The sequence below is a fragment of the Pseudomonas sp. LTR0 genome (assembly GCF_036630035.1).
Classification (GTDB): domain Bacteria; phylum Pseudomonadota; class Gammaproteobacteria; order Pseudomonadales; family Pseudomonadaceae; genus Aquipseudomonas; species Aquipseudomonas putida_Y.
Genome location: NZ_CP123734.1, coordinates 1,193,050 through 1,216,017, shown reverse-complemented (window position 1 = coordinate 1,216,017; position 22,968 = coordinate 1,193,050). Strand labels below are relative to the sequence as shown.

14 protein-coding genes, 2 tRNA genes and 3 rRNA genes are annotated in these 22,968 nt (G+C 58.5%); 3 read left to right on the top strand and 16 right to left on the bottom strand.

The window, feature by feature from the left end; translation table 11 throughout:
- Window positions 1-25: 25 nt before the first annotated feature.
- The 12 genes from QCL51_RS05625 to QCL51_RS05570 form a co-directional block, all read right to left on the bottom strand.
- Window positions 26-655: a glutathione S-transferase gene (locus QCL51_RS05625; RefSeq protein ID WP_103462089.1), complete on the bottom strand. Its 630-nt coding sequence runs from the start codon at window positions 653-655 to the stop codon at window positions 26-28.
- 169 nt (window positions 656-824) lie between these two features.
- The gene (locus tag QCL51_RS05620; protein ID WP_103470080.1) at window positions 825-1,376 is read right to left on the bottom strand and encodes a UPF0149 family protein; all 552 of its coding nucleotides are present in this window, start codon (window positions 1,374-1,376) and stop codon (window positions 825-827) included.
- Between the two features lie 91 nt (window positions 1,377-1,467).
- Entirely contained in the window at window positions 1,468-2,457 is a 990-nt protein-coding gene (locus tag QCL51_RS05615) for an asparaginase (protein ID WP_103444810.1), read from the bottom strand.
- Complete coding sequence (locus tag QCL51_RS05610) at window positions 2,454-3,608, bottom strand: hypothetical protein (RefSeq protein ID WP_021784468.1); 1,155 nt, start codon at window positions 3,606-3,608, stop codon at window positions 2,454-2,456. The genes QCL51_RS05615 and QCL51_RS05610 overlap by 4 nt, the downstream gene beginning before the upstream one ends.
- 10 nt (window positions 3,609-3,618) lie before the next feature.
- Window positions 3,619-4,515, bottom strand: a complete 897-nt coding sequence (locus QCL51_RS05605) for a nitrilase family protein (RefSeq protein WP_021784467.1) — start codon at window positions 4,513-4,515, stop codon at window positions 3,619-3,621.
- 144 nt (window positions 4,516-4,659) lie between these two features.
- A complete protein-coding gene (locus QCL51_RS05600) occupies window positions 4,660-6,594 on the bottom strand; it encodes an FAD-dependent oxidoreductase (protein ID WP_021784466.1) in 1,935 nt (644 codons plus the stop codon).
- 142 nt (window positions 6,595-6,736) lie between these two features.
- Entirely contained in the window at window positions 6,737-8,380 is a 1,644-nt protein-coding gene (locus QCL51_RS05595; RefSeq protein WP_084850315.1) for an acetolactate synthase large subunit, read from the bottom strand.
- Window positions 8,381-8,771: 391 nt separating this feature from the next.
- Window positions 8,772-8,887 (bottom strand): 5S ribosomal RNA (rrf, locus tag QCL51_RS05590).
- 131 nt (window positions 8,888-9,018) lie between these two features.
- A 23S ribosomal RNA gene (locus tag QCL51_RS05585) occupies window positions 9,019-11,911 on the bottom strand.
- Between the two features lie 243 nt (window positions 11,912-12,154).
- Window positions 12,155-12,230 (bottom strand) — tRNA-Ala (locus tag QCL51_RS05580).
- Window positions 12,231-12,255: 25 nt separating this feature from the next.
- Window positions 12,256-12,332 (bottom strand) — tRNA-Ile (locus QCL51_RS05575).
- Window positions 12,333-12,416: 84 nt separating this feature from the next.
- Window positions 12,417-13,953, bottom strand: a 16S ribosomal RNA gene (locus QCL51_RS05570).
- The 16S, 23S and 5S rRNA genes sit together here with 2 tRNA genes alongside, the layout of an rRNA operon.
- Window positions 13,954-14,409: 456 nt before the next feature.
- Here QCL51_RS05570 and QCL51_RS05565 point away from each other — a divergent pair.
- The 3 genes from QCL51_RS05565 to QCL51_RS05555 all read left to right on the top strand — a co-directional run bounded on the left by QCL51_RS05565 (window position 14,410) and on the right by QCL51_RS05555 (window position 19,296).
- Window positions 14,410-15,306, top strand: coding sequence for a formate/nitrite transporter family protein (locus tag QCL51_RS05565; protein WP_103463174.1), 897 nt, complete (start codon window positions 14,410-14,412; stop codon window positions 15,304-15,306).
- 282 nt (window positions 15,307-15,588) lie between these two features.
- Window positions 15,589-16,662 carry a diguanylate cyclase gene (locus QCL51_RS05560; protein ID WP_338444882.1) on the top strand — a complete coding sequence of 358 codons (1,074 nt, stop codon included), beginning with the start codon at window positions 15,589-15,591 and terminating at the stop codon, window positions 16,660-16,662.
- 51 nt (window positions 16,663-16,713) lie between these two features.
- Window positions 16,714-19,296, top strand: a complete 2,583-nt coding sequence (locus tag QCL51_RS05555) for an EAL domain-containing protein (protein WP_338444635.1) — start codon at window positions 16,714-16,716, stop codon at window positions 19,294-19,296.
- Between the two features lie 16 nt (window positions 19,297-19,312).
- Here the strand turns inward: QCL51_RS05555 and QCL51_RS05550 are convergent, their stop codons facing one another.
- The 4 genes from QCL51_RS05550 to QCL51_RS05535 all read right to left on the bottom strand — a co-directional run bounded on the left by QCL51_RS05550 (window position 19,313) and on the right by QCL51_RS05535 (window position 22,943).
- On the bottom strand, window positions 19,313-19,657 hold the full coding sequence (locus tag QCL51_RS05550; protein WP_103463177.1) for a DUF2025 family protein: 345 nt from the start codon (window positions 19,655-19,657) through the stop codon (window positions 19,313-19,315).
- 222 nt (window positions 19,658-19,879) lie between these two features.
- Window positions 19,880-20,749 (bottom strand): HlyD family secretion protein, encoded by an 870-nt coding sequence (locus QCL51_RS05545; RefSeq protein WP_021785853.1) that lies wholly within the window; start codon window positions 20,747-20,749, stop codon window positions 19,880-19,882.
- Window positions 20,750-20,761: 12 nt separating this feature from the next.
- On the bottom strand, window positions 20,762-20,968 hold the full coding sequence (locus QCL51_RS05540) for a DUF1656 domain-containing protein (RefSeq protein WP_012051433.1): 207 nt from the start codon (window positions 20,966-20,968) through the stop codon (window positions 20,762-20,764).
- Entirely contained in the window at window positions 20,955-22,943 is a 1,989-nt protein-coding gene (locus QCL51_RS05535) for an FUSC family protein (protein ID WP_338444634.1), read from the bottom strand. Before QCL51_RS05535 ends, QCL51_RS05540 begins: the two co-directional genes overlap by 14 nt.
- Window positions 22,944-22,968: the final 25 nt, after the last annotated feature.

The following is a 22,968-nucleotide window of genomic DNA, read 5'->3' as shown; positions in this document are numbered from 1 at the left end:
CGGCGCTCCTCGCGATGGCGGGGTTTCAGGCGTGGGTTTGCAGCCCGATCACGGTGCGCGGCATGGGGACGAAACGCGGCAGTGCCTCGATCCGCGCCAGCCAGTTGCGCACATTGGCATACGGCTCCAGCGACACGTTGCCTTCGGGGGCGTGAGCGATGTAGGAGTAGTTGGCAATGTCCGCGATCGTGGGTGTGCTACCCGCCAGGAATGGCGTGTTGGCCAACTCGGCATCGATCACCTTGAGCAAGGTGTGGGCACGGGAAATCACCTCGTCGGTATTGAACGAAGCCCCGAACACCGTGACCAGGCGGGCGGCTGCCGGGCCAAATGCCAGCGGGCCGGCGGCGACCGATAGCCAGCGTTGCACACGGGCAGCGGCGGCAGGTTCTTCGGGCAGCCAGGCACCGTTGTCATACTTTTTGGCCAGGTAGACGAGGATGGCGTTGGAGTCGGCAATCACCGTGCCGTTGTCATCGATGACTGGAACCTGGCCGAACGGGTTGAGGGCAAGGAAGTCCGGCTGCTTGTGGGCGCCTTTGGCCAAGTCGACGAACACCAACTCTGTGGGCAGGTTCAGTAGCGAGAGCATCAACTCGATGCGATGGGCATGGCCAGACTTGGGGAAGTTGTAGAGCTTGATCGGGTTCGACATGGGCTTGGCTCCTGGTCAGCGCCGGGATGGGGCTGATGGAGCACATGCTGCACTGGATCGGCTGGCAGCAGAATCAGTGCGCAGGGGAAACCATAATTTCGCTGGGCGGAATAATGGTTTCCAAACACTTGCGCTGGCGCCTGCAGGTGAGCGCTAGCCTACGATCCGATCAGTGCAGTTTTTTGAAATGTCGGTACAGCCCACGCGCAGCCTCGACCACCTGCGGCACACAGGCCTGGATATCCTCATCGCTCATCTGGTCCAGCAGCTCGAAGTTATCTTCCAGCCCATGTAGCGAAATGGCCTTGAGCAGCGGGGCCTGCTCCGGTGGCAACTCGCCCCAACCGGCCACCTGGGTACCGCGCATGTAGCCGAAACACCACTCCTCCATCACGATCACAGTGCCCTGCTCGCCTTCGCGTTCCTCGAACAGCGGTTCGAACTGGTCGACCTCATTGCTCAGTTCTTCTGCCACCTGGCTGGCATAACGCAGCATCAATGCCGTGTAGGCCTCCTCATGGGCGGGCTTCTTGAACTTCGGTACCTTGCCACCCGCCACTGCGGGCAACCATTGTTCCGGGAGGACAGTGACCGGCGAACTGGCCAACGCGACGAAAAAGCCATTGAGCTCGGCCAGGTTCAGCACCGAGTAGTCATTGCCATAGGTGATCAGCAGGTCTTCGAGGCGGTCGAGTTCTTTTTCGCTGAGTACGGGGAGCATGGGTAAGAATCCTGGGATGCAAAAGTGTGTGCACCCTAGCACAGCAACGCCGGAAGGGCTGCCCGCGCGAATGATCGCGCGGGCAGAAGGCTCAGGAGTGCAACCAGTCCTGCAGCTCATGCTGTCGGCCGGTGCCGATCAGCAGCCACAGCAAGATGCGGCATTTGCGCGGGCAGAGTTGCCCAGCCATGTACACGCCTTTTTTCTGCAGGTCGATCTCTGCACCAGCAAACCCGTAGGTTGCCCGGGCTGTAGGCCCTCTCCCTGTGCGCGTAGCAACCATGACCGGCACGGTGGGCGCCAGGTGTTCCAGCACTTCGGACCAACTGGCGGAAACATGACCAGCACCGAAACCGGCGATGACCACCCCCTCATAACCCAATGTGGCCACAGCCTGCAGCAGCGCCGTATCTGCGTCCAGGCAGGCTTCCAGCAGGGCAACGCGCTGGTCGGTGCGATACGGTAACGGCAACACCTCCCGTCGCCCGGGCGGATGGCGATACAACACATCACCCTCCACAACGTCACCCAACGGGCCAAATCCGGGCGACTCGAATGCCGCCATCGCCACGCTGGCCGTCTTGCGAACCCTTGCCGCGCTGTGGACCTGATCGTTCATGACCACAAGCACACCTCGCCCACGGCTGTGTTGTGCCAATGCAACCTGAGCCGCAGCCAACAAGTTGGCCGGCCCATCATTGCCCGGCTGACTCGCCGAGCGCATGGCACCGGTCATCACCAATGGCACATCGAATGACCAGAGCAGGTCCAGGAAATAGGCCGTTTCCTCAAGGCTGTCGGTCCCTTGGCTCAATACCAAGGCCTGAGCCCCGCGCTCCACTTCGCCCCGGGCCCATGCCAACACCTCCAGCAACGTCGCGAAGCCCAGCGATGCACTGGGGAGCAGACACAATGAAGCAACGTTCAACTGCGCCATCTCGCGCAACTGTGGAACCTGAAGCAGTTGCCGCTCACAATCCAGGCTTGGCGTCACACCACCCCCGACAGCACCGGCCCGCATACTGACCGTGCCGCCCAGAGTGGCGATCGACAGCCTGGGCAGGCTCGAATGTTCACTCATGCTGCTCCCCCCACAAGCAATCCGGTTACAGGCACGATTCCCAGCGTGCAGACGGCCATCGACATCACATTGCCGATGTAGCCATGCACATAGGCCGGCAACCGCTGAGTGATCGCCACTGCCAGCGGCGGAGCCACCAGTGCACCCAGTACTGCACTGATCACCACCACTTGCCAGCTGCCGCCATGTGTCAACACCGCAGCGGGGACGATCGACACAATCGGAATGTAGGTAGGGTACCACCCACGGGCTTTCCACTGTCCACGCCAGCATACAACCCCGACCAGGGATGCCAGGGCCTGCCCGGCCACTATTTGCATCACCAGCATAGAACCGTAGGACAGTGCAGCCGGGCTCAACAGGTAAGCCAGCAACACACCCAGCAGTAGCCCGAGGCTGGCCAGTTCATTACCAAAGAATGGGGCTTCGCTGAAGTCGGCCAGAACGCGCCGCAAAGTCCAGACCACACCGTAGTCAGGCTGATTGACAACCGGCTCCACGACGGTGGGTTCACGGCATTGGCGTACCCATGAAGGAAAGCGCTTGCACAGGATGAAGGCCACGACGCTTGCCACAGCCATGCCACTCACATTGCCCACTACCACGGGCAACTGCAGGGGATAACACAGGTAATTGACCATCAGCAGGCTGGCCGGTGTTACCAGTAGAGCCCCCAGTAGCGCCCCCGTGATCGTCACCCGCCAGCCCGCACCAAAAAGCAAGACCATGGCTGCCGGCAATGACACGAAGGCAACGAAGGTAGGTTGCCAAGTACCACTGGCCAAGGTCCATCCCCACAACACATGACTTAGCAGCAAGCCCAAAAGCGAGCTGGTAAACACCCATGGCCATAATCCGCTGCCATAGCAAATGGCAAAGCCCTGCCAGCGGTATCCTCGCAGCTGCGCCCAGTGCGCCAGGCACGCGCCCAGCAGCAAGCCAAGCGCGGGCAGTTCGTGCTTGTAGAAAGCCACTTCACTGATATCACCAACAATCCAGCGCAAGCGGCTGAGCGGCTCATCGAGCGTCGCCACCCTCTGTGCATAATCCAGCCATTGGCCATGGGCAAGGCTTGCAGCGAAAAACACCAGCAGGCAGCCGAACATCAACACAAGCCAATGCTGCTGTCGTGAGAAGAAGAGCGTGTTCATTCGCAATTCCTCAGCGTGGCATAGGTGCATGCAAGCGATAGCCAAGGGTGGCATCGTAGAGGTCGGTGCGCCGGTCTCTTGGCAGGTCGTTGAGGCTGTTCCAGATCGGTGCCGAGCGTGCACTGCTCAAATCGACATCGGCATAGATAATCTCCTCGGCTTCTGCACTGCCCACCTCGCCGATCGGCCAGCCATTGGTACCGGCGATCAGCGAGCAGCCCAGGAAGCGCCCGCCCCGCTCGCTGCCGACACGGTTCGCGGCGGCGATATAAACGTTGTTGACATGGGCTGCCGTCATGGTCAGGTACGAAGCCATACAACGCCCTGCATCATCGAACAACGGCGGCGGGGTCCATACCCAGTTGTTGAGGCTGCAGATGATGTCGGCGCCTTGCGCGGCCATCACCCGGGGTACTTCCGGGAACCAGATGTCCCAGCAGATTAGCAGGCCGATACGGCCGATAGGCGTCTCGAATACCGGAAACCCCAAATCTCCGGGGGTGAACCAAAGCTTTTCCTGGTTCCACAGATGCGCCTTGCGGTAGTGCCCAAGCAGGCCTTCGGGGCCAAACAGCACTGCACTGTCGTAGAGCTTAAGCCCGTCGCGTTCGGCAAACCCCGCAGCCAGGTATACCTGGTATTGCTTGGCGAAGTCGGCCCAGGTTTTCAGGCAAGGGCCGTCCTGCAGCACCTGCGCATGGGAATAGGCTTCGGCACGGGAATTGAAGGTGTAGCCCGTGTTGGCCAGTTCAGGCAGTACGATCAGGTTGGCGCCTTCGCGTGCTGCGCGCCGGGCCAATGCCAGGCCTCTGCTCACGTTGCTCTCACAGTGCTCAAGACCGACCTGAGGGTCGTACTGGATGACAGCGATACGTACGGGGCTGACGGGGGAACAGGATTCAGACATGGCGGCTTCCTTCTTGTGGTTGTTTTGGAAGGACGCCAGTAAAGCGATGTTGGGTCAGGGAGCGACAGTCAGGAGAGTCCTATGGGACCAAAGGAAAGTCACATAATGGCAGTAGGACTCCCCCTACAAATGGCCCGTACGCCGTTATTTCCCAACCTGATAGTGGGGGTAGTACTCGAGGGTAAAGCCACCATTGAACTCGGCTGACGTGTTGTTGCAGAGGTTGATGACCGTATCGATTGCCGTGCGCAAACACGGCTCGGTCCATCCAGCGTCAACTGAGAAGGACTCGCCAGCCAGATACAGCCCTGAGCGCGCACTCAGGTCTCGGTTGTATTTCATCAGGTTTACAGCATCAAAGTAGGTACCTGCCCTATACAACTTCGCGCACCCGAGCGCATTTCGATCTGTGATCCAACGCTGTATGCAAATATTTCGAGTATCGACGTAAGGTGAAATAGCCTCCCCCACATTGGTGCAGCGTAGAAGGATCCGATCGAGCTCCTTCAGACATTTACTCGCCAACTCCGCATCAGAGAAGGCTGCCAATTTGGTAGCGTCATCCTCCCAGGTATAACTGAGGAGAATGCAGTCATCTGGATAGCTATCGTTGTACCGATAGGCATAGACATCGTGCACAAAGCTATCGGTAATCAGAATTTGCGGCATCGGCTTGCGGTCGAGGAAACTTTTCTTCAACGGTGCATAGACCTTGCAACTGGTCTCCCAATGGGCATGCTTCCAGGCATCGATAATCGGCTGCGGCAACATCTGGCGGGTGAAGCCGCTGAGGCTGATGTTGGTTTCGATCAGCCATGACGGAGTGGTCATGATTACGCTGTCGAAGTCTTCATATTCGGTGCTCTCGTGTAACGGATCACTGCATCGCCAACGGTATCCGACCCGAATACGGCCACTTTCCAGCTTCTGCACCGCACACACGGACGTATCAGTCAGTAGCCCATCACTTGTTTTCAGAAGATGTTCATATAGCGAGATCCCACCCATGCCGACCTCTAGGTGCAAAAGGCTTTCGTCGAGGGCCGCAAGTCCGAGATAAGCTGGCCCTTGAAACGGCAATCCCCTGCTATCAGGGATATTGTTTGCTTCAAGATGCGGCGCAGTGTAAGGCACCCCTCTTGAATCCACACGGCCATGCACCAACTGCAAGTGACTGCTGAAGCCAAAGATTGCCGTACGTAGCGGGTACAGGCAGCAAACATCATAAAAGGCTCCCCAGCTGCCATCGCCAATACCGATTGCATAGAAAATGGCTGACTCGTCACTGCTCATGCCCAAACCGCCAAAGTCACCGGGGTTTTCAGGGTCCCAGGCAGCAAGGGCGGGCAAATGCACCAGATCCCTGAACGACAGTCGATGATAGCGTTCGACGATTTCCCGCCATATCGACTCCCAGCTTGACGTGCCATAAACCGCGGCAACATGCTCAGCAAATTGCTGAGCATAATTGCGCCATTTCTCGTAGACCTGTTGCAAGACTGCCGTAGGGGGTGGGGTTTCGCCTGACGGATTACGCCAGATCAAAAGACCCGGGTCACCTTCCCCTTCTAATTGACCTTCGCGAAGATAAATTCCCGTAGCATTCACCCAAGGTGTACCTGGGTTAGGGAAGTCAGAAATCCGCAGCTCGAACAGCTTTGCGTAATAGGCCATGAGCGAGCGACCCTCTTTAGGCGACTCTCCAGTCCTATTGAAGAACGGCATGCGCATCGCCCCCATTTCAAAAGGGGTTGCAGGTTGCTTGTGGCTTGCTGAGCTGTTCACGACCGTCAGGTGTCGCCCGCCTACACGCCGGGACTGCTCAATCAAGGTGATACGGTTGAAACCACAGCGCAATAACTCGCGGGCAGCAGTCAGCCCGGTAACTCCGGCACCGACGATGCAAATGCGGTGATCGGGTTGTGTGGCACGTGCGACGCCGCCCTCTTGTTCGAGAAGCCGGCGGTAGTCGAAGCAGAGATCCGGGGGATTAGGGAAACGTGCGGCCCATGGCTGCATAGGCAGTGATGGGTCGATGGCCAGATCGGCAGGAGGGTTGTGTGTCGAACCAATAGTCATGTTCTCGGGTTCTCCATGAGTAGAGAACCTGAGAATGATCAATTGCAACAGGCGTGAAGTGGTTGCCATCTACCACCCGCCGACACCTACAGGATCTGAGATACCTGTGGGTGCCGGCTTACAGCGATAAGGTCGTCAGGGCTTACACCGCCAGCGCGCGCTCACGCAGCTCGCTGTTGAGGATGCGGTCGTTCTCGCTGTAATCGACCGGGCAGTCGATCACGTGCACACCCGGGGTCTTGATGCAGTGCTCCAGCAGCGGCAGCAGGCCTTCGGCGCTTTCCACGCGGTGGCCGTTGGCGCCGTAGGCTTCGGCATACTTGACGAAGTCCGGGTTGCCGTAGTCCAGGCCGAAATCGGTGAAGCCCATGTTGGCCTGCTTCCAGCGGATCATGCCGTAGCCGTCGTCACGCAGGATCACCACGGTGATGTGCATGCCCAGACGTACTGCAGTTTCCAGTTCCTGGCTGTTCATCATGAAGCCGCCGTCGCCGCACACCGAGATTACCGGGCGGTCCGGGTGCACCAGGTGCGCAGCCATTGCCGATGGCAGGCCGGCGCCCATGGTCGCCAGGGCGTTGTCCAGCAGCACGGTGTTCGGCTTGTGCGCCTTGTAGTTGCGGGCGAACCAGATCTTGTAGATGCCGTTGTCCAGGGCGACGATGCCTTCGGACGGCAGTACACGACGGATGTCAGCAACCATGCGCTGCGGGTAGACCGGGAAGCGGTCGTCGTCGGCGCCTTCGGCGATCTGTGCTTCGTTGGCTTCGCGGATGGCCATCAGGCGGGTGAAGTCCCAGTGCGAAGTCTCGGTCAAGGCTTCGCCGATCTGCCACACGGCGTTGGCGATGTCGCCGATCACTTCCACCTGCGGGAAGTACACGGCATCGACTTCGGCAGAGCGGAAGCTGATGTGGATGACTTCGGTGCCGCCACGGACCATGAAGAACGGCGGCTTTTCGATGACGTCGTGGCCGATGTTGATGATCAGGTCGGCCGCTTCGATGGCGCGGTGGACGAAGTCACCGGACGACAGGGCAGCGTTACCCAAGAAGCGCGGGTGGCGCTCGTCGACCACGCCTTTACCCATCTGGGTGGTGATGAACGGGATGCCGGTCTTGTCGATCAGTTGCTTGAGGACCTTGGCGGTCATCTTGCGGTTGGCGCCGGCACCGATCACCAGGATCGGGCTGCGGGCCTTCTGCAGTTTTTCTACAGCGGCTTCGATGGCCACGTGCTCGGCCAGCGGGCGGCGGTGCAGGCTGCGCGGGATCGGCAGCGCGTCGGTCTGCTCGGCGGCGATGTCTTCCGGCAGCTCCAGGTGCACCGCACCGGGCTTTTCCTCTTCGGCCAGGCGGAAGGCTTCGCGCATGCGGGCCGGGATGTTGTCGGCCGAGGCGAACTGGTGGGTGTACTTGGTGATGGGGTCCATCATGCCGCACACGTCAATGATCTGGAAGCGACCCTGCTTGGACTTCTTGATCGGCTTCTGCCCGGTGATCATCATCATCGGCATGCCGCCCAGGTAGGCGTAGGCGCTGGCGGTCACGAGGTTGGTGGCACCAGGCCCGAGGGTCGACAGGCTGACGCCGGTCTTGCCAGTCAAGCGACCGTAGGTGGCAGCCATGAAACCTGCAGACTGCTCGTGACGGGTCAGTACCAGCTTGATCTTCGACTTGCGCAGGGATTCGAGCAGGTCGAGGTTTTCCTCACCGGGGATGCCGAATACATACTCGACACCTTCATTTTCCAGGCATTGCACAACGACATCGGCGGCCTTGGCCATCTTGCTTGCTACCTCAAGTGATGGGACGGTGGAAGTCCAGGAATGCGCAGCACGGTACGCTGGCATCGCCAGGTCCAAGAGCAGAAGTGCCCCGAACCAGAGTCTTGACGTAGGGGGGGCGCGGAAAAGTCACGTTAAGGTAACGGGAATATTGTCGCAGCCTGAGATGGTCTGTGGGAGGCGACGTGGCCTGGAGGGTATACGCCCCTGCCTGGCGTTGCACCATTCTCTGTAGGAGCGGGTTTACCCGCGATCACCGGCGAAGCCGGTGCCCTCCACCGAGTTGCCTGCTTCACGGCATGCCCACAGTGATTCAAACAAGCCCTGGCTTTTTTGCCCACAAAGACAAAACCCCTACCTGCATGTGCAGATAGGGGTTTTGCGAAATGAATCTTGACGATGACCTACTCTCACATGGGGAAACCCCACACTACCATCGGCGATGCATCGTTTCACTACTGAGTTCGGGATGGGATCAGGTGGTTCCAATGCTCTATGGTCGTCAAGAAATTCTGTAGCCAGAATGTCCAGATGGACAGCCCAGCGAATTCGGATATGCGATATTTGTGGTCTTACGAATTTTCGGGTCTTTCGTCTTCACCACCGCAATCTGCGTCAGCAAATTGCTTGGGTGTTATATGGTCAAGCCTCACGGGCAATTAGTATTGGTTAGCTCAACGCCTCACAGCGCTTACACACCCAACCTATCAACGTCGTAGTCTTCGACGGCCCTTTAGGGGATTCAAGATCCCAGTGAGATCTCATCTTGAGGCAAGTTTCCCGCTTAGATGCTTTCAGCGGTTATCTCTTCCGAACATAGCTACCCGGCAATGCCACTGGCGTGACAACCGGAACACCAGAGGTTCGTCCACTCCGGTCCTCTCGTACTAGGAGCAGCCCCTCTCAAATCTCAAACGTCCACGGCAGATAGGGACCGAACTGTCTCACGACGTTCTAAACCCAGCTCGCGTACCACTTTAAATGGCGAACAGCCATACCCTTGGGACCGGCTTCAGCCCCAGGATGTGATGAGCCGACATCGAGGTGCCAAACACCGCCGTCGATATGAACTCTTGGGCGGTATCAGCCTGTTATCCCCGGAGTACCTTTTATCCGTTGAGCGATGGCCCTTCCATACAGAACCACCGGATCACTAAGACCTACTTTCGTACCTGCTCGACGTGTTTGTCTCGCAGTCAAGCGCGCTTTTGCCTTTATACTCTACGACCGATTTCCGACCGGTCTGAGCGCACCTTCGTACTCCTCCGTTACTCTTTGGGAGGAGACCGCCCCAGTCAAACTACCCACCATACACTGTCCTCGATCCGGATAACGGACCTGAGTTAGAACCTCAAAGTTGCCAGGGTGGTATTTCAAGGATGGCTCCATGAGAACTGGCGTCCCCACTTCAAAGCCTCCCACCTATCCTACACAAGCAAATTCAAAGTCCAGTGCAAAGCTATAGTAAAGGTTCACGGGGTCTTTCCGTCTAGCCGCGGATACACTGCATCTTCACAGCGATTTCAATTTCACTGAGTCTCGGGTGGAGACAGCGCCGCCATCGTTACGCCATTCGTGCAGGTCGGAACTTACCCGACAAGGAATTTCGCTACCTTAGGACCGTTATAGTTACGGCCGCCGTTTACCGGGGCTTCGATCAAGAGCTTCGCTTGCGCTAACCCCATCAATTAACCTTCCGGCACCGGGCAGGCGTCACACCCTATACGTCCACTTTCGTGTTTGCAGAGTGCTGTGTTTTTAATAAACAGTCGCAGCGGCCTGGTATCTTCGACCGGCATGAGCTTACGGAGCAAGTCCTTCACCCTCGCCGGCGCACCTTCTCCCGAAGTTACGGTGCCATTTTGCCTAGTTCCTTCACCCGAGTTCTCTCAAGCGCCTTGGTATTCTCTACCTAACCACCTGTGTCGGTTTGGGGTACGGTTCCCAGTTATCTGAAGCTTAGGAGCTTTTCTTGGAAGCATGGTATCAACCACTTCGTCGCCTAAAGGCAACTCGTCATCAGCTCTCGGCCTTGAAATCCCGGATTTGCCTAAGATTTCAGCCTACCACCTTAAACCTGGACAACCAACGCCAGGCTGGCCTAACCTTCTCCGTCCCTCCATCGCAATAACTGGAAGTACAGGAATATTAACCTGTTTTCCATCGACTACGCTTTTCAGCCTCGCCTTAGGGACCGACTAACCCTGCGTCGATTAACGTTGCGCAGGAAACCTTGGTCTTTCGGCGTGCGAGTTTTTCACTCGCATTGTCGTTACTCATGTCAGCATTCGCACTTCTGATACCTCCAGCAAGCTTCTCAACTCACCTTCACAGGCTTACAGAACGCTCCTCTACCGCATCATCGTAAGATGATACCCGTAGCTTCGGTGCATGGTTTGAGCCCCGTTACATCTTCCGCGCAGGCCGACTCGACTAGTGAGCTATTACGCTTTCTTTAAAGGGTGGCTGCTTCTAAGCCAACCTCCTAGCTGTCTAAGCCTTCCCACATCGTTTCCCACTTAACCATGACTTTGGGACCTTAGCTGACGGTCTGGGTTGTTTCCCTTTTCACGACGGACGTTAGCACCCGCCGTGTGTCTCCCATGCTCGGCACTTGTAGGTATTCGGAGTTTGCATCGGTTTGGTAAGTCGGGATGACCCCCTAGCCGAAACAGTGCTCTACCCCCTACAGTGATACATGAGGCGCTACCTAAATAGCTTTCGAGGAGAACCAGCTATCTCCGAGCTTGATTAGCCTTTCACTCCGATCCACAGGTCATCCGCTAACTTTTCAACGGTAGTCGGTTCGGTCCTCCAGTCAGTGTTACCTAACCTTCAACCTGCCCATGGATAGATCGCCCGGTTTCGGGTCTATACCCAGCGACTAAACGCCCTATTAAGACTCGCTTTCGCTACGCCTCCCCTATTCGGTTAAGCTCGCCACTGAATATAAGTCGCTGACCCATTATACAAAAGGTACGCAGTCACCTAACAAAGTAGGCTCCCACTGCTTGTACGCATACGGTTTCAGGTTCTATTTCACTCCCCTCTCCGGGGTTCTTTTCGCCTTTCCCTCACGGTACTGGTTCACTATCGGTCAGTCAGTAGTATTTAGCCTTGGAGGATGGTCCCCCCATATTCAGACAAAGTTTCTCGTGCTCCGTCCTACTCGATTTCATTGATAAGAGATTTTCGTGTACGGGGCTATCACCCACTATGGCCGCACTTTCCAAAGCGTTCCACTAATCTCAAATCAACTTAAGGGCTGGTCCCCGTTCGCTCGCCACTACTAAGGGAATCTCGGTTGATTTCTTTTCCTCAGGGTACTTAGATGTTTCAGTTCCCCTGGTTCGCCTCTTGCACCTATGTATTCAGTACAAGATACTCAACTTATGCTGAGTGGGTTCCCCCATTCAGAGATCTCTGGATCACAGTCTGTTTGCCGACTCCCCAAAGCTTATCGCAGGCTACCACGTCTTTCATCGCCTCTGACTGCCAAGGCATCCACCGTATGCGCTTCTTCACTTGACCATATAACCCCAAGCAATCTGGTTATACTGTGAAGACGACATTCGCCGAAAATTCGTACGTTGCTCTTTCGAGCAGAACTCACAAATTTTACCTTAGCCTGATCCACCAGCAGTGAAACTGGTGTTCAGTCTATATCTATCACATATCCGAATTTTTAAAGAACGATCTGACAAAAGTCAGAAATCAACATTCGAGGTGAATGTTCATTTCTAAGTTCTGACAAGCTACTGCATACGGCGAAAGTGGTGGAGCCAAGCGGGATCGAACCGCTGACCTCCTGCGTGCAAGGCAGGCGCTCTCCCAGCTGAGCTATGGCCCCGTATTCAACGGCGAATACCATGTAATGGTAGGTCTGGGCAGATTTGAACTGCCGACCTCACCCTTATCAGGGGTGCGCTCTAACCAACTGAGCTACAGACCTATAACAGGGTCGCTTACAGCATCGTCTTTTACAATGAATCAAGCAATTCGTGTGGGAGCTCATCAGCAGGCTGATGTCGTCGATTAAGGAGGTGATCCAGCCGCAGGTTCCCCTACGGCTACCTTGTTACGACTTCACCCCAGTCATGAATCACACCGTGGTAACCGTCCTCCCGAAGGTTAGACTAGCTACTTCTGGTGCAACCCACTCCCATGGTGTGACGGGCGGTGTGTACAAGGCCCGGGAACGTATTCACCGCGACATTCTGATTCGCGATTACTAGCGATTCCGACTTCACGCAGTCGAGTTGCAGACTGCGATCCGGACTACGATCGGTTTTGTGAGATTAGCTCCACCTCGCGGCTTGGCAACCCTCTGTACCGACCATTGTAGCACGTGTGTAGCCCAGGCCGTAAGGGCCATGATGACTTGACGTCATCCCCACCTTCCTCCGGTTTGTCACCGGCAGTCTCCTTAGAGTGCCCACCATTACGTGCTGGTAACTAAGGACAAGGGTTGCGCTCGTTACGGGACTTAACCCAACATCTCACGACACGAGCTGACGACAGCCATGCAGCACCTGTGTCAGAGTTCCCGAAGGCACCAATCCATCTCTGGAAAGTTCTCTGCATGTCAAGGCCTGGTAAGGTTCTTCGCGTTGCTTCGAATTAAACCACATGCTCCACCGCTTGTGCGGGCCCCCGTCAATTCATTTGAGTTTTAACCTTGCGGCCGTACTCCCCAGGCGGTCAACTTAATGCGTTAGCTGCGCCACTAAAATCTCAAGGATTCCAACGGCTAGTTGACATCGTTTACGGCGTGGACTACCAGGGTATCTAATCCTGTTTGCTCCCCACGCTTTCGCACCTCAGTGTCAGTATCAGTCCAGGTGGTCGCCTTCGCCACTGGTGTTCCTTCCTATATCTACGCATTTCACCGCTACACAGGAAATTCCACCACCCTCTACCGTACTCTAGCTTGCCAGTTTTGGATGCAGTTCCCAGGTTGAGCCCGGGGCTTTCACATCCAACTTAACAAACCACCTACGCGCGCTTTACGCCCAGTAATTCCGATTAACGCTTGCACCCTCTGTATTACCGCGGCTGCTGGCACAGAGTTAGCCGGTGCTTATTCTGTCGGTAACGTCAAAACAGCAAGGTATTAACTTACTGCCCTTCCTCCCAACTTAAAGTGCTTTACAATCCGAAGACCTTCTTCACACACGCGGCATGGCTGGATCAGGCTTTCGCCCATTGTCCAATATTCCCCACTGCTGCCTCCCGTAGGAGTCTGGACCGTGTCTCAGTTCCAGTGTGACTGATCATCCTCTCAGACCAGTTACGGATCGTCGCCTTGGTGAGCCATTACCCCACCAACTAGCTAATCCGACCTAGGCTCATCTGATAGCGCAAGGCCCGAAGGTCCCCTGCTTTCTCCCGTAGGACGTATGCGGTATTAGCGTTCCTTTCGAAACGTTGTCCCCCACTACCAGGCAGATTCCTAGGCATTACTCACCCGTCCGCCGCTGAATCAAGGAGCAAGCTCCCGTCATCCGCTCGACTTGCATGTGTTAGGCCTGCCGCCAGCGTTCAATCTGAGCCATGATCAAACTCTTCAGTTCAATACTGCTTGGGTTTTTAAGAAACCCTAAACTTGGCTCAGCAATCTCAAATGACTATGTGATTTCTCGCATGGTCACTTGTGATGCTGATAATCTTTTTGACTATCAGTCCGTACTCACAAGCACCCACACGAATTGCTTGATTCGATTTGTTAAAGAGCGTTTGGTTAAGAGCTTTTCGCCTCAACCGAGGCGCGCATTCTACGCTTTCCTCAGAGCCTGTCAAGCGTTTATTTTGAAGTTTTTACTAGCGCTTTCTTTCGAAAGCCAACAACTTCAACAACTTACCGCTTGCCCCGAAGCGTTCATCGCTGCGAGGAGGCGAATAATACGCCCTTTGAAATCAGAGTCAACACCTTGTTCTGAAAAACTTTTCCGTCAACGTTTTGCCCCTACCTGGCAACTAATGAAAGCGCAGTGGATCTGTAAAGAAACACACCACGGAGCGTAGCGGCCATGAGCAATGGGCAAAGCGAGAAAACCCCCGGCCTCTCGGCAGATGAAGAGCAGGAGGTCAGCCACAGCCAACCACCGCGGGCGGCACTGTTGCACGAGATCATTCGCTACCAGGGCGACCAGGAACTGGAACGTACACTTGGCGCGTTGTGGTGGTCGGCACTTGCCGCCGGCCTGTCCATGGGGCTGTCGTTGATGGCCATGGGGCTGTTTTACGCCCGCCTGCCAGAAGGCGCTGGTGCCCACGTGATCGCCAGCGTCGGCTATAGCGCGGGCTTTCTTGCCGTGATCCTGGCCCGGCAGCAACTGTTCACCGAAAATACGCTTACCGCCGTGCTGCCCGTCATGACCTCCCCTACGCTGGCCAACTTCGGGCGACTGTTACGTCTCTGGGGCGTGGTGCTACTTGGCAACCTGGCAGGTACCCTGCTGGTCGCCTGGGTGATGCTGGAACTGCCGATCTTCGACAGCAAGACCGATGTGGCTTTCCTGGAGGTCGGCCGCAAGGTAATGAAGAACGACATCAGCCAGATGTTCGCCAAGGGCATCGTCTCAGGCTGGATGATTGCCACCATGGTATGGATGATCCCCTCCATGGAGCACGCCAAGATCTGGATCGTTCTGATGATCACCTACCTGATGGCCCTCGGCGATTTCACTCATATAGTGGTGGGATCAGTCGAAGTGTCCTACCTGGTGTGGGCGGGCGACGAAACCTGGAGCCGCTTCTGGCTGGAATTTGCACTGCCGACGCTGGCGGGCAACATCATAGGCGGCAGTTTCATCTTCGCCCTGATCAGCCATGCACAGGTGCGTAGTGACAGTGGCAAACCACCCTCGCGGCTTCTAAACGATGACGAGGCCCTACCCCCGCGCAGTTCGGACGAGCGCAAGTGATACTCAGCGCACCGCTACGGTTCGCTCCTGCCCCTGGCAGCGGGACTAACAGGCCGGGCTGCCCCCGCTCTGCACGCGATCCGGTGAGTCCAGCCTGGCTGACCAACATCAGGAGGAACCATCAGGCGCCCCCAAGCAACAGGAAAGCCTTGATGCCCCCCTCGGTGATCGAATCAACCGTGAATTGGCTTGCAAGGTCATTTCTCGCCGATGAAGCACTGTTCGACAATATTCATGGGAATTATGCGATGAACGGTACATCAGCGGAAGAATATGAGCATTATGGACAACCGCAACGGCAAAGGGCTTTCATTCGTCAAGCGCATCTACCTGCCGCGTGTCGTCGGCCTGGGAATCGGCCTGTTCACTGTCATGGCGGCCATTGCGCCGCTGTCGCCACCCGCCTGGATGTGGCTGCTGGTACTGTTCAACGGTTTGTTGTGGCCGCACATGGCCTACCTGTGGGCTGCCCGCTCGACAGCGCCCTACCAGGCAGAGCAGCGTAACCTCCTGCTGGACTCGCTGATGGGCGGGTTCTGGGCCGCCGCCATGCACTTCAATCCGCTGCCCAGCGTGACCGTACTGTCGATGATGACGATGAACAACGTCGCCGCCGGCGGAAAGCGCATGGTCTTTCGTGGAGGGCTGGCGCAACTGGCTGGCATGCTCGCCGCTCTCCTGCTGCTTGGCCCTGGCTTGCAATTGACCGCCACGCCCCTGCAGGTCTATGCGTGCCTGCCAATGCTGACGCTGTACCCGCTGACCTTGGGCTGGGTGTGCTACCAGCTTGCGATAAAGCTGGGCGACCACAAGCGCCGACTGAGCGCCCTGAGCCTCACCGACAGCCTGACCGGGCTGTTCAACCACGGCGCCTGGAAGGACCTGCTGCTGCTGAAGTTCCAGGTTTGCAAGCAGCAACAGGGGCACGCGGTGATTGCCCTGATCGACATCGATCACTTCAAGACCATCAACGACACCTTCGGTCATGTGGTCGGTGACTGTGTACTGCGCCAGATCAGCGCTGAGCTGCGGCGAAGCCTGCGCGAGGGCGACCAGGCCGGACGATACGGCGGCGACGAGTTCTGTGTGATCCTGCCCGAAACCAGCCAAGCTCAGGCCTGCCAAGCCATGGAGCGCCTGCGCGAACGGGTTTCCAGCTACCGCAACCCGCAGCTACCGCACCTGCGCATCAGCCTGAGTATCGGCCTGTCTCCCTTCGAAGCCAACCTTGAGTCCCCCGAGCATTGGCTCGAACAGGCGGACAAGGCGCTGTATATCGCCAAGCACGCTGGCCGCGATCAGGTCAATTTTGCCCGCGGTCAAGCTGCCGCGCTCAGGCTGGCCTATCCTGATTGAACCTCCTTCCTGACTGCCTGGCGGGAGGTTGCCTGAAGGAGCCGCTCGCGCATGGCCAGGACCGCCAAGCTTCCACCCGCTAGCCCCACACCACGCTTTCAGGTGCGCCACCTTATTACCGGTTTCAGCGCAGTGTTCGGCCTGGCCTGCCTGGTCATTCTCGGCGCTCTGTTCAATATCGCTACCACGCTCGACCAGCAGGAACGCCAGCGTAGCGCCTTCCATGCGAACCAGGCGCTGGAACAACGGCTGCTCGCCTCGCGCCAGTTTCTGTCCAGCTATGCCGTATGGGATGCAGCCTTCGAGCACCTGGCGGGCCAAGTCGACTGGCAATGGGCCTACGAGGAAAAGAACATAGGCGAGTCGTTGTACAGCGCCAGCGGCTACGAAGGGGTGTTCGTAGTGGAAAACGGCCGCACCACCTATGCCTTGTTCAAAGGCCAGCCCAGCCAGGCAGGTGCCAACACCTATATAGATACCCCCCTACAGCCGATCATCGAACAGGCCCGCGCGGCGGCAACTTCACGCGAGCAGGTCACCCGTTTCGTATTGTTCAATGGCTGGCCGGCGGCACTCAGTGCAGCTGCTGTGCGCCCGGACCGGGAGGTAACCGACAGCGAGGTGAGCCAAGCGCCAGTGATGCTGTTCATTGATCAGCTCACCGAAAGCAAACTGGCGCAGTTGGGCAACGGCGCTGGCCTGACCGGCATGCACGTGGAAAAGGAGGATATGCAGGATCACAGCCACCTGCGTATAGAGCTGGGCGAAACCGGTTACCATCTGACCTGGAACAGCCCGCTGCCGGGGCGTCAACTGTTGTGGGCAGTGTTGCCGACACTATTGGGCGCACTGCTGATACTTGGGCTGGTGATGCTGTACCTGTTTCGCCATGCCTTGCGCAGTTCCCGAGCGATCGGCCTCACGCTCGTGCACCTGCAACAGAGTAACCAGGCCCTGGAGGCCAGCGAACAGCGTTTCCGCGCGGTGGCCGAGTCGGCGTCCGACTGGATCTGGGAGACCGACCGGCAACAACGCCTGACTTACCTGTCGCAGCGCTTCGCCAACGTCACCGGCTACCCGGTAGACGGCTGGCTGGGTCACCCGCTCAACCAATTGCTGGCCTGCGATACCACGCCGCTGTCACCTTGGCTGGACACCCTGGCTACCGCAGACCCGCAGCAATTGGCCAACCTGCGCTGCACTTACCGCGACCAGAATGGCCAGAACCGCTACTGCCGGATATCCGCCCGTGCTATCTGGCGCAATGGCAAGGCCATCGGTTTTCGGGGTACCGCCAGCGATATCACCGACGAAGTCGATGCCCACGCGCGCATCCAGCACCTTTCGCTGCACGACCCACTGACCGGGCTGGCCAACCGTAACAAGCTCGCCAGGCATTTGGAGCAGGCCTTGCTGCGCGGCAGTGATTCGCCGCCGCTGACCTTGTTGCTGCTGGACCTGGACAACTTCAAGCCGATCAACGACTCGCTCGGTCATGCCGCCGGAGATGCCGTGCTGCAAGAAGTGGCAACGCGCCTGCGTGACACCACCCGCGATGGCGACCTGGTCGCGCGTCTGGGCGGCGACGAGTTCATCCTGGTACTCAACGGCATGGACAACAGCAGCGAGATCGACCGCTTCTGTGCGCGCCTGATCAGCCTGCTGCAGCAGCCCATCGTCTTCGACAGCCAGCCTCTGCACATTGGTGCCAGCATTGGCATTGCCCAGACGCGTAACCAGGGCTTCGATGCAGGCGAGCTGATCCGCTGCGCCGACATCGCCCTTTACCAGGCCAAGGCCGATGGAAAGAGCACATGGCGTTACTTCGTTGCCGAAATGAACCAGCAGATCCAGTACCGTCGCCAGCTGGAGAACGACCTGCGCCGGGCCCTGCGCAATCAGGAGTTCGAGTTGCATTACCAGCCGCGCTATCGCCTCGAGGACCTGCGTATCGTCGCAGTCGAGGCCTTGGTGCGCTGGCAGCACCCACAGGAAGGGTTGCTGGGGCCGGACACCTTCATCCCGTTGGCCGAGCAGAGCGACATCATTGTTGCGCTGGGCCGCTGGGTGCTGCGCGAAGCTTGCCGCACTGCCCTTGACTGGCCGGCCGATGTGCTGGTTTCGGTCAACCTGTCGCCTGCGCAGTTCTTGCGCAGCGATGTGGTAGCCGACGTACGCGAAACCTTGCTCGACACGGCCTTCCCCGCCCAACGGTTGGAACTGGAAATTACCGAGAACGTAATGCTCAATGACATCGAAGGGGCGCTAGGCACCATGCTGTCGCTCAAGGAGCTCGGCGTGCGCCTGAACATGGATGATTTCGGCACTGGCTATTCTTCGCTGGGCTACCTGCGTACCTACCCGTTCGACAGTATCAAGATCGACAAGCGCTTCATCAGCGGCCTGAACAGCAACAGCGGCAGCGACCGCGCAGTGGTCCAGGCCATCATCAACCTGGGCGAGGCGATGGGGCTGACAGTGACAGCCGAAGGCGTGGAAAGCGAACATCAACTCAAGGCGCTGGAAAAGGACCGCTGCCATGAAGTGCAAGGCTATTACCTGAGCAGGCCACTGGATAGCGCAGGGTTGGCGGCGTTGTTGCACCAAACATCCCAAAGCACAGCACAGCCCTAGCAGAAGCAGCCTTGTGCTACTCCGACACAGACCGGGTGTGCTGCTGCAGGCTGCGCTGCGCCACGATCTCGGGCAGATCACACCGGCGCAGGTAGGCGCGCAGCGGTTCACCGATGTTCAAGCGTTCATCCACATGCAGATTCAGCAACAGCGAAAGCCGTTCGCGGCACAGCGCCATGCGCTGTCCTCCTTCAGGCCGCCAGACAAACTCGCTGCAGGGGGTGATACTGGCGTCGGCCACGTCCATGCCGAACGCGTCCTCAGAGAAACGCACGATATGAACACCGCGCTTGCCGTGAAAACCGACAAAGCCCTTTAGCTGATCGGCGGCGTTGCAGATATCTTGGGAAGTGATGGCCATGACGTAACCTCGCAATGAAATCGGAAGATACGCACGCCTGGCGGGAGAAGGGTTGCCTCTGTCGGGCAACTCACAGCGGCAGCCTAACGCAACTGGCGGGCCGTGCGCCAAGTTTTTCGTGTTTGCCCAACGTCGTCGGCGAACTCAAGCGGTACTGCCTTCTCCACACGACCAGGCTGTACCGCTTCAAAAATTTCATTTCTGTCTATTGAGGCAGCACCATCACTGCGGGTCGCGGTCCTCGTGCACCTGCACACTCGCCGTCATCCCCGCACTCAAGGTCAGCCCTTCCGGTACCTGGTCCAGGCGAATCCTCACCGGTATGCGCTGGGCCAGCCGCACCCAGTTGAAAGTCGGCTCTACCTCCGGCAGCAACTGGCTGTCCGGATTGCTGTTGCGGTCGGTGATGCCGCGGCTGATGCTTTCCACGTGCCCCTGCATCGGTTCACCCGCACCCATCAGCCACACTTTCACGGTGTCCCCTACGCGAATACGCGGCAGCTTGGTTTCCTCGAAATAGGCCTGGATGTAGAACGTCGAATCATCCACCAGCGCCATCACCGATTCCCCGGTGTTCACATAGTTGCCTTCGGCCAGACGCAAATTGGTGATATGCCCGCTGCGCGGGGCCCGCACTTCACTGCGCGCCAGGTTGATCTTGGCCACCTGCAACTGCGCCTCGGCTTCATGCAACTCGCCACGGGCGATGGCAGCATTGATCTGGGCGTTTTCACGCAACTCGGCACTGATCGCCTCTGGCCCCAGGGCAGTACGCCGGGCTGCTTCACGCTCGCGCAAGCGCAGTTGCTGGGCGCGGGTCTCGGTCACCGCGCTAGCCTGATCGAACGCGGCCTGGAAGCGCTCGCGGTCAATACTCATCAACAGGTCGCCAGCCTTGACCTGCTGGTTGTCATGGACCTTCAGCTCGCGTACCCAGCCAGACACATCAGGCGCTATCACCACCACATCGGCGCGCACACGGGCATCGCGCGTCCATGGGGTGAGCATGTAGTACTGCCACAGCTGGTAGCCGGCCAACACGGCCAGGGCCACCACACACAGGGTCACCAGAGTACGTACGGCCGCACGCATCGAAACACTCCTTTATAAAGTTCCCAGCAGGCGTACCACCAGGAACAACACACAAACGAACAGCGCCGCGTCGAACAGCGCCTCATGCCAGATCCAGCGCCCCAACGGCGTGGCATGCACCACCAGGCGCAGCAGGCCGGTGAGCAGCAGCGCCAACAAGACATAAAGCAGAAACGGGCTGAGCAGCACACCGCCCACTTCCCACTCACGCAAACCCATGGGTGTCCTCCTGCCAGCGGCACCATTTGCCCCAGCTCTTCTGCAATTGCAGCACCGCCCCCTCGGCCAGCCGCAGCGGGTCGCTGGCTGGCAGCCGACGCAACGCTGCAATGAACTGCTCACTGGCAGCATCCAGCCGCTGCCCACGCCCGGCAGCCGGCCCTTTGGCCAACACTGCCTCCACTTGTTGAAGGTACTCGCGCTCGGCCGGCCCCAAAGGGGCCTGGGCGACCGCCAGGCACATGCGCAGGTGCACCAGTTCGTCGCCGATATCCAGCCCGTGTAGGCCGTCATCCCAGCGTTTGCGTTCACCTTCCGGTAATTCACTGGCATGCCGCGCCAGTTGCATCAGCCGGTCAGCCATGCGCCCGCCAAACCAGCTGTCAGCCCCGCGCAGATCGCGCCGAGTCAAGCGCACCAGGTCGTTCTGCGTTGCAGTACGCAAGCGCCGGCCCAGCCAGGCCGGGTGGCGGAACACCAGTAAGCGGAAGGCCATGACCGCTGCCGACACCCCCACCAGCATGGCCAGTGCACTGTTCAGCATGGTCGCCACGCCGAACTGCATGGCGTTGAGCGGCGACACCAGCACAATGAAGTGCAGACAATAGGAAGTGGCCGTAGCCCCGGTACGCGGATGGGCCATACCCAGTGCACCTAGAAACAGCGGCACGCCCATGCCCAGGCAGAGCATGGCGAAACTGCTCCATTGCGGCAGTATGATCTGCCCGACCAGAAACGCCGCCGGTACCGCCAGGAATATCCCGCGCAGGAAGCTCAGGCCGATCTGTGCGCCGTTCTCGCGACTGGCGAACAGGCTGCAGACCACGCAGGTCAATATCAATCCACCCGGGGCAGAAGGCCAGGCCGTGGCCAGCCAGAAGCCACTCATTACCAAAAAGGCCAGCGCGCTGCGCGAGCCGAACAGCAAGGCCAGCGACCAGTCACGGTGCGCGGCCAGCCCCTGGGACACGTCCTTGGGCGCCCTGCCCACCTCCACATCCTCAAGTGCTTGGGTGGCGGCCATGGCATAGTCCAGCAGCAGGGCCATGCGCGCCAGGCAGAAGTGTTCCGCCGAACTGATCTGCTCATCGTGTGCGGCATCCCAGATACGCTGACGCAACAACAACAGGCTGGGCTGGTCGGGTTGATCCAGCAGCGCACGCACTTCCTGCAACCAGGGCGTCAGGTGCTCGACCTCACGCTCATCCAGTTGCCGCCACTGGCGGCGCACCGAACGGGAAATCCGCAGCAGCACCATCAGTTTCTGGCTAAGGCCACGAATGGCACGGGCACGTTGGCGCCCGCGATTGCCCTCGAACCAGGCATGTTCACGTTGGCTGTCGATGGCGACGATGCGTCCCAGGCTTTCCAGCAGGCCTTTGCGCGCCTCGTCCTCTCCGCCCAGCATGGCTCTGGCGGCCTGCAGGCCGTTCTGCCAGGCCTGCCGCGCCTGCCCGCCCAGTTGCTGCTCGACCCGCATGGGCCAGAGCAAGGCGCTGCTGGCTGTTGCGCAGAAAATACCCAGGCAGATCTCGGTACAGCGAGCCACGGCCTGGTCGAATACCTGCAGTGGATGGTCGATTGCCGGCAGTGCGATGATCGCTGCGGTGTAGCCGGCCAGCACGAAAGCATAGGCCCAGGCGCTGCGCAACTGGGTGGACGCGGCGGTACACAGGGCCAGCCACAGCGCCAAGGTAAGCAAAAACAGCCAGGGGGTCTGGGCGAACAGGCCGATGAACAGCACCGACATGACTGTGCCGACCAACGTGCCGGCCAACCGCGCCAAGCCTTTCTGCACCACCATGCCCGATAGCGGCTGGGCGACGATGAAAGCAGTCATCAATGCCCAGGAGGGTTGCTCCAGCCCCCAGCGCATTGCCAGCCACAACGCCAGGCCGCCACCGAGCAGGGTCTTGATGGCAAACTTGAGAGCGAGGCTGCTGGGAGCGAACAGGGCCTGAAAGGTGATGGGCACGAGGCGGACCTTGCGGGGAATGGTC

Coding starts and splice junctions, on each gene's coding strand:
- QCL51_RS05555 (WP_338444635.1), top strand. CDS start 16,714: ATGGCCAGGACCGCCAAGCTTCCACCCGCTAGCCCCACACCACGCTTT.
- QCL51_RS05615 (WP_103444810.1), bottom strand. CDS start 2,457: ATGAGTGAACATTCGAGCCTGCCCAGGCTGTCGATCGCCACTCTGGGC.
- QCL51_RS05560 (WP_338444882.1), top strand. CDS start 15,589: ATGGACAACCGCAACGGCAAAGGGCTTTCATTCGTCAAGCGCATCTAC.
- QCL51_RS05550 (WP_103463177.1), bottom strand. CDS start 19,657: ATGGCCATCACTTCCCAAGATATCTGCAACGCCGCCGATCAGCTAAAG.
- QCL51_RS05545 (WP_021785853.1), bottom strand. CDS start 20,749: ATGCGTGCGGCCGTACGTACTCTGGTGACCCTGTGTGTGGTGGCCCTG.
- QCL51_RS05610 (WP_021784468.1), bottom strand. CDS start 3,608: ATGAACACGCTCTTCTTCTCACGACAGCAGCATTGGCTTGTGTTGATG.
- QCL51_RS05600 (WP_021784466.1), bottom strand. CDS start 6,594: ATGACTATTGGTTCGACACACAACCCTCCTGCCGATCTGGCCATCGAC.
- QCL51_RS05540 (WP_012051433.1), bottom strand. CDS start 20,968: ATGGGTTTGCGTGAGTGGGAAGTGGGCGGTGTGCTGCTCAGCCCGTTT.
- QCL51_RS05625 (WP_103462089.1), bottom strand. CDS start 655: ATGTCGAACCCGATCAAGCTCTACAACTTCCCCAAGTCTGGCCATGCC.
- QCL51_RS05565 (WP_103463174.1), top strand. CDS start 14,410: ATGAGCAATGGGCAAAGCGAGAAAACCCCCGGCCTCTCGGCAGATGAA.
- QCL51_RS05595 (WP_084850315.1), bottom strand. CDS start 8,380: ATGGCCAAGGCCGCCGATGTCGTTGTGCAATGCCTGGAAAATGAAGGT.
- QCL51_RS05620 (WP_103470080.1), bottom strand. CDS start 1,376: ATGCTCCCCGTACTCAGCGAAAAAGAACTCGACCGCCTCGAAGACCTG.
- QCL51_RS05605 (WP_021784467.1), bottom strand. CDS start 4,515: ATGTCTGAATCCTGTTCCCCCGTCAGCCCCGTACGTATCGCTGTCATC.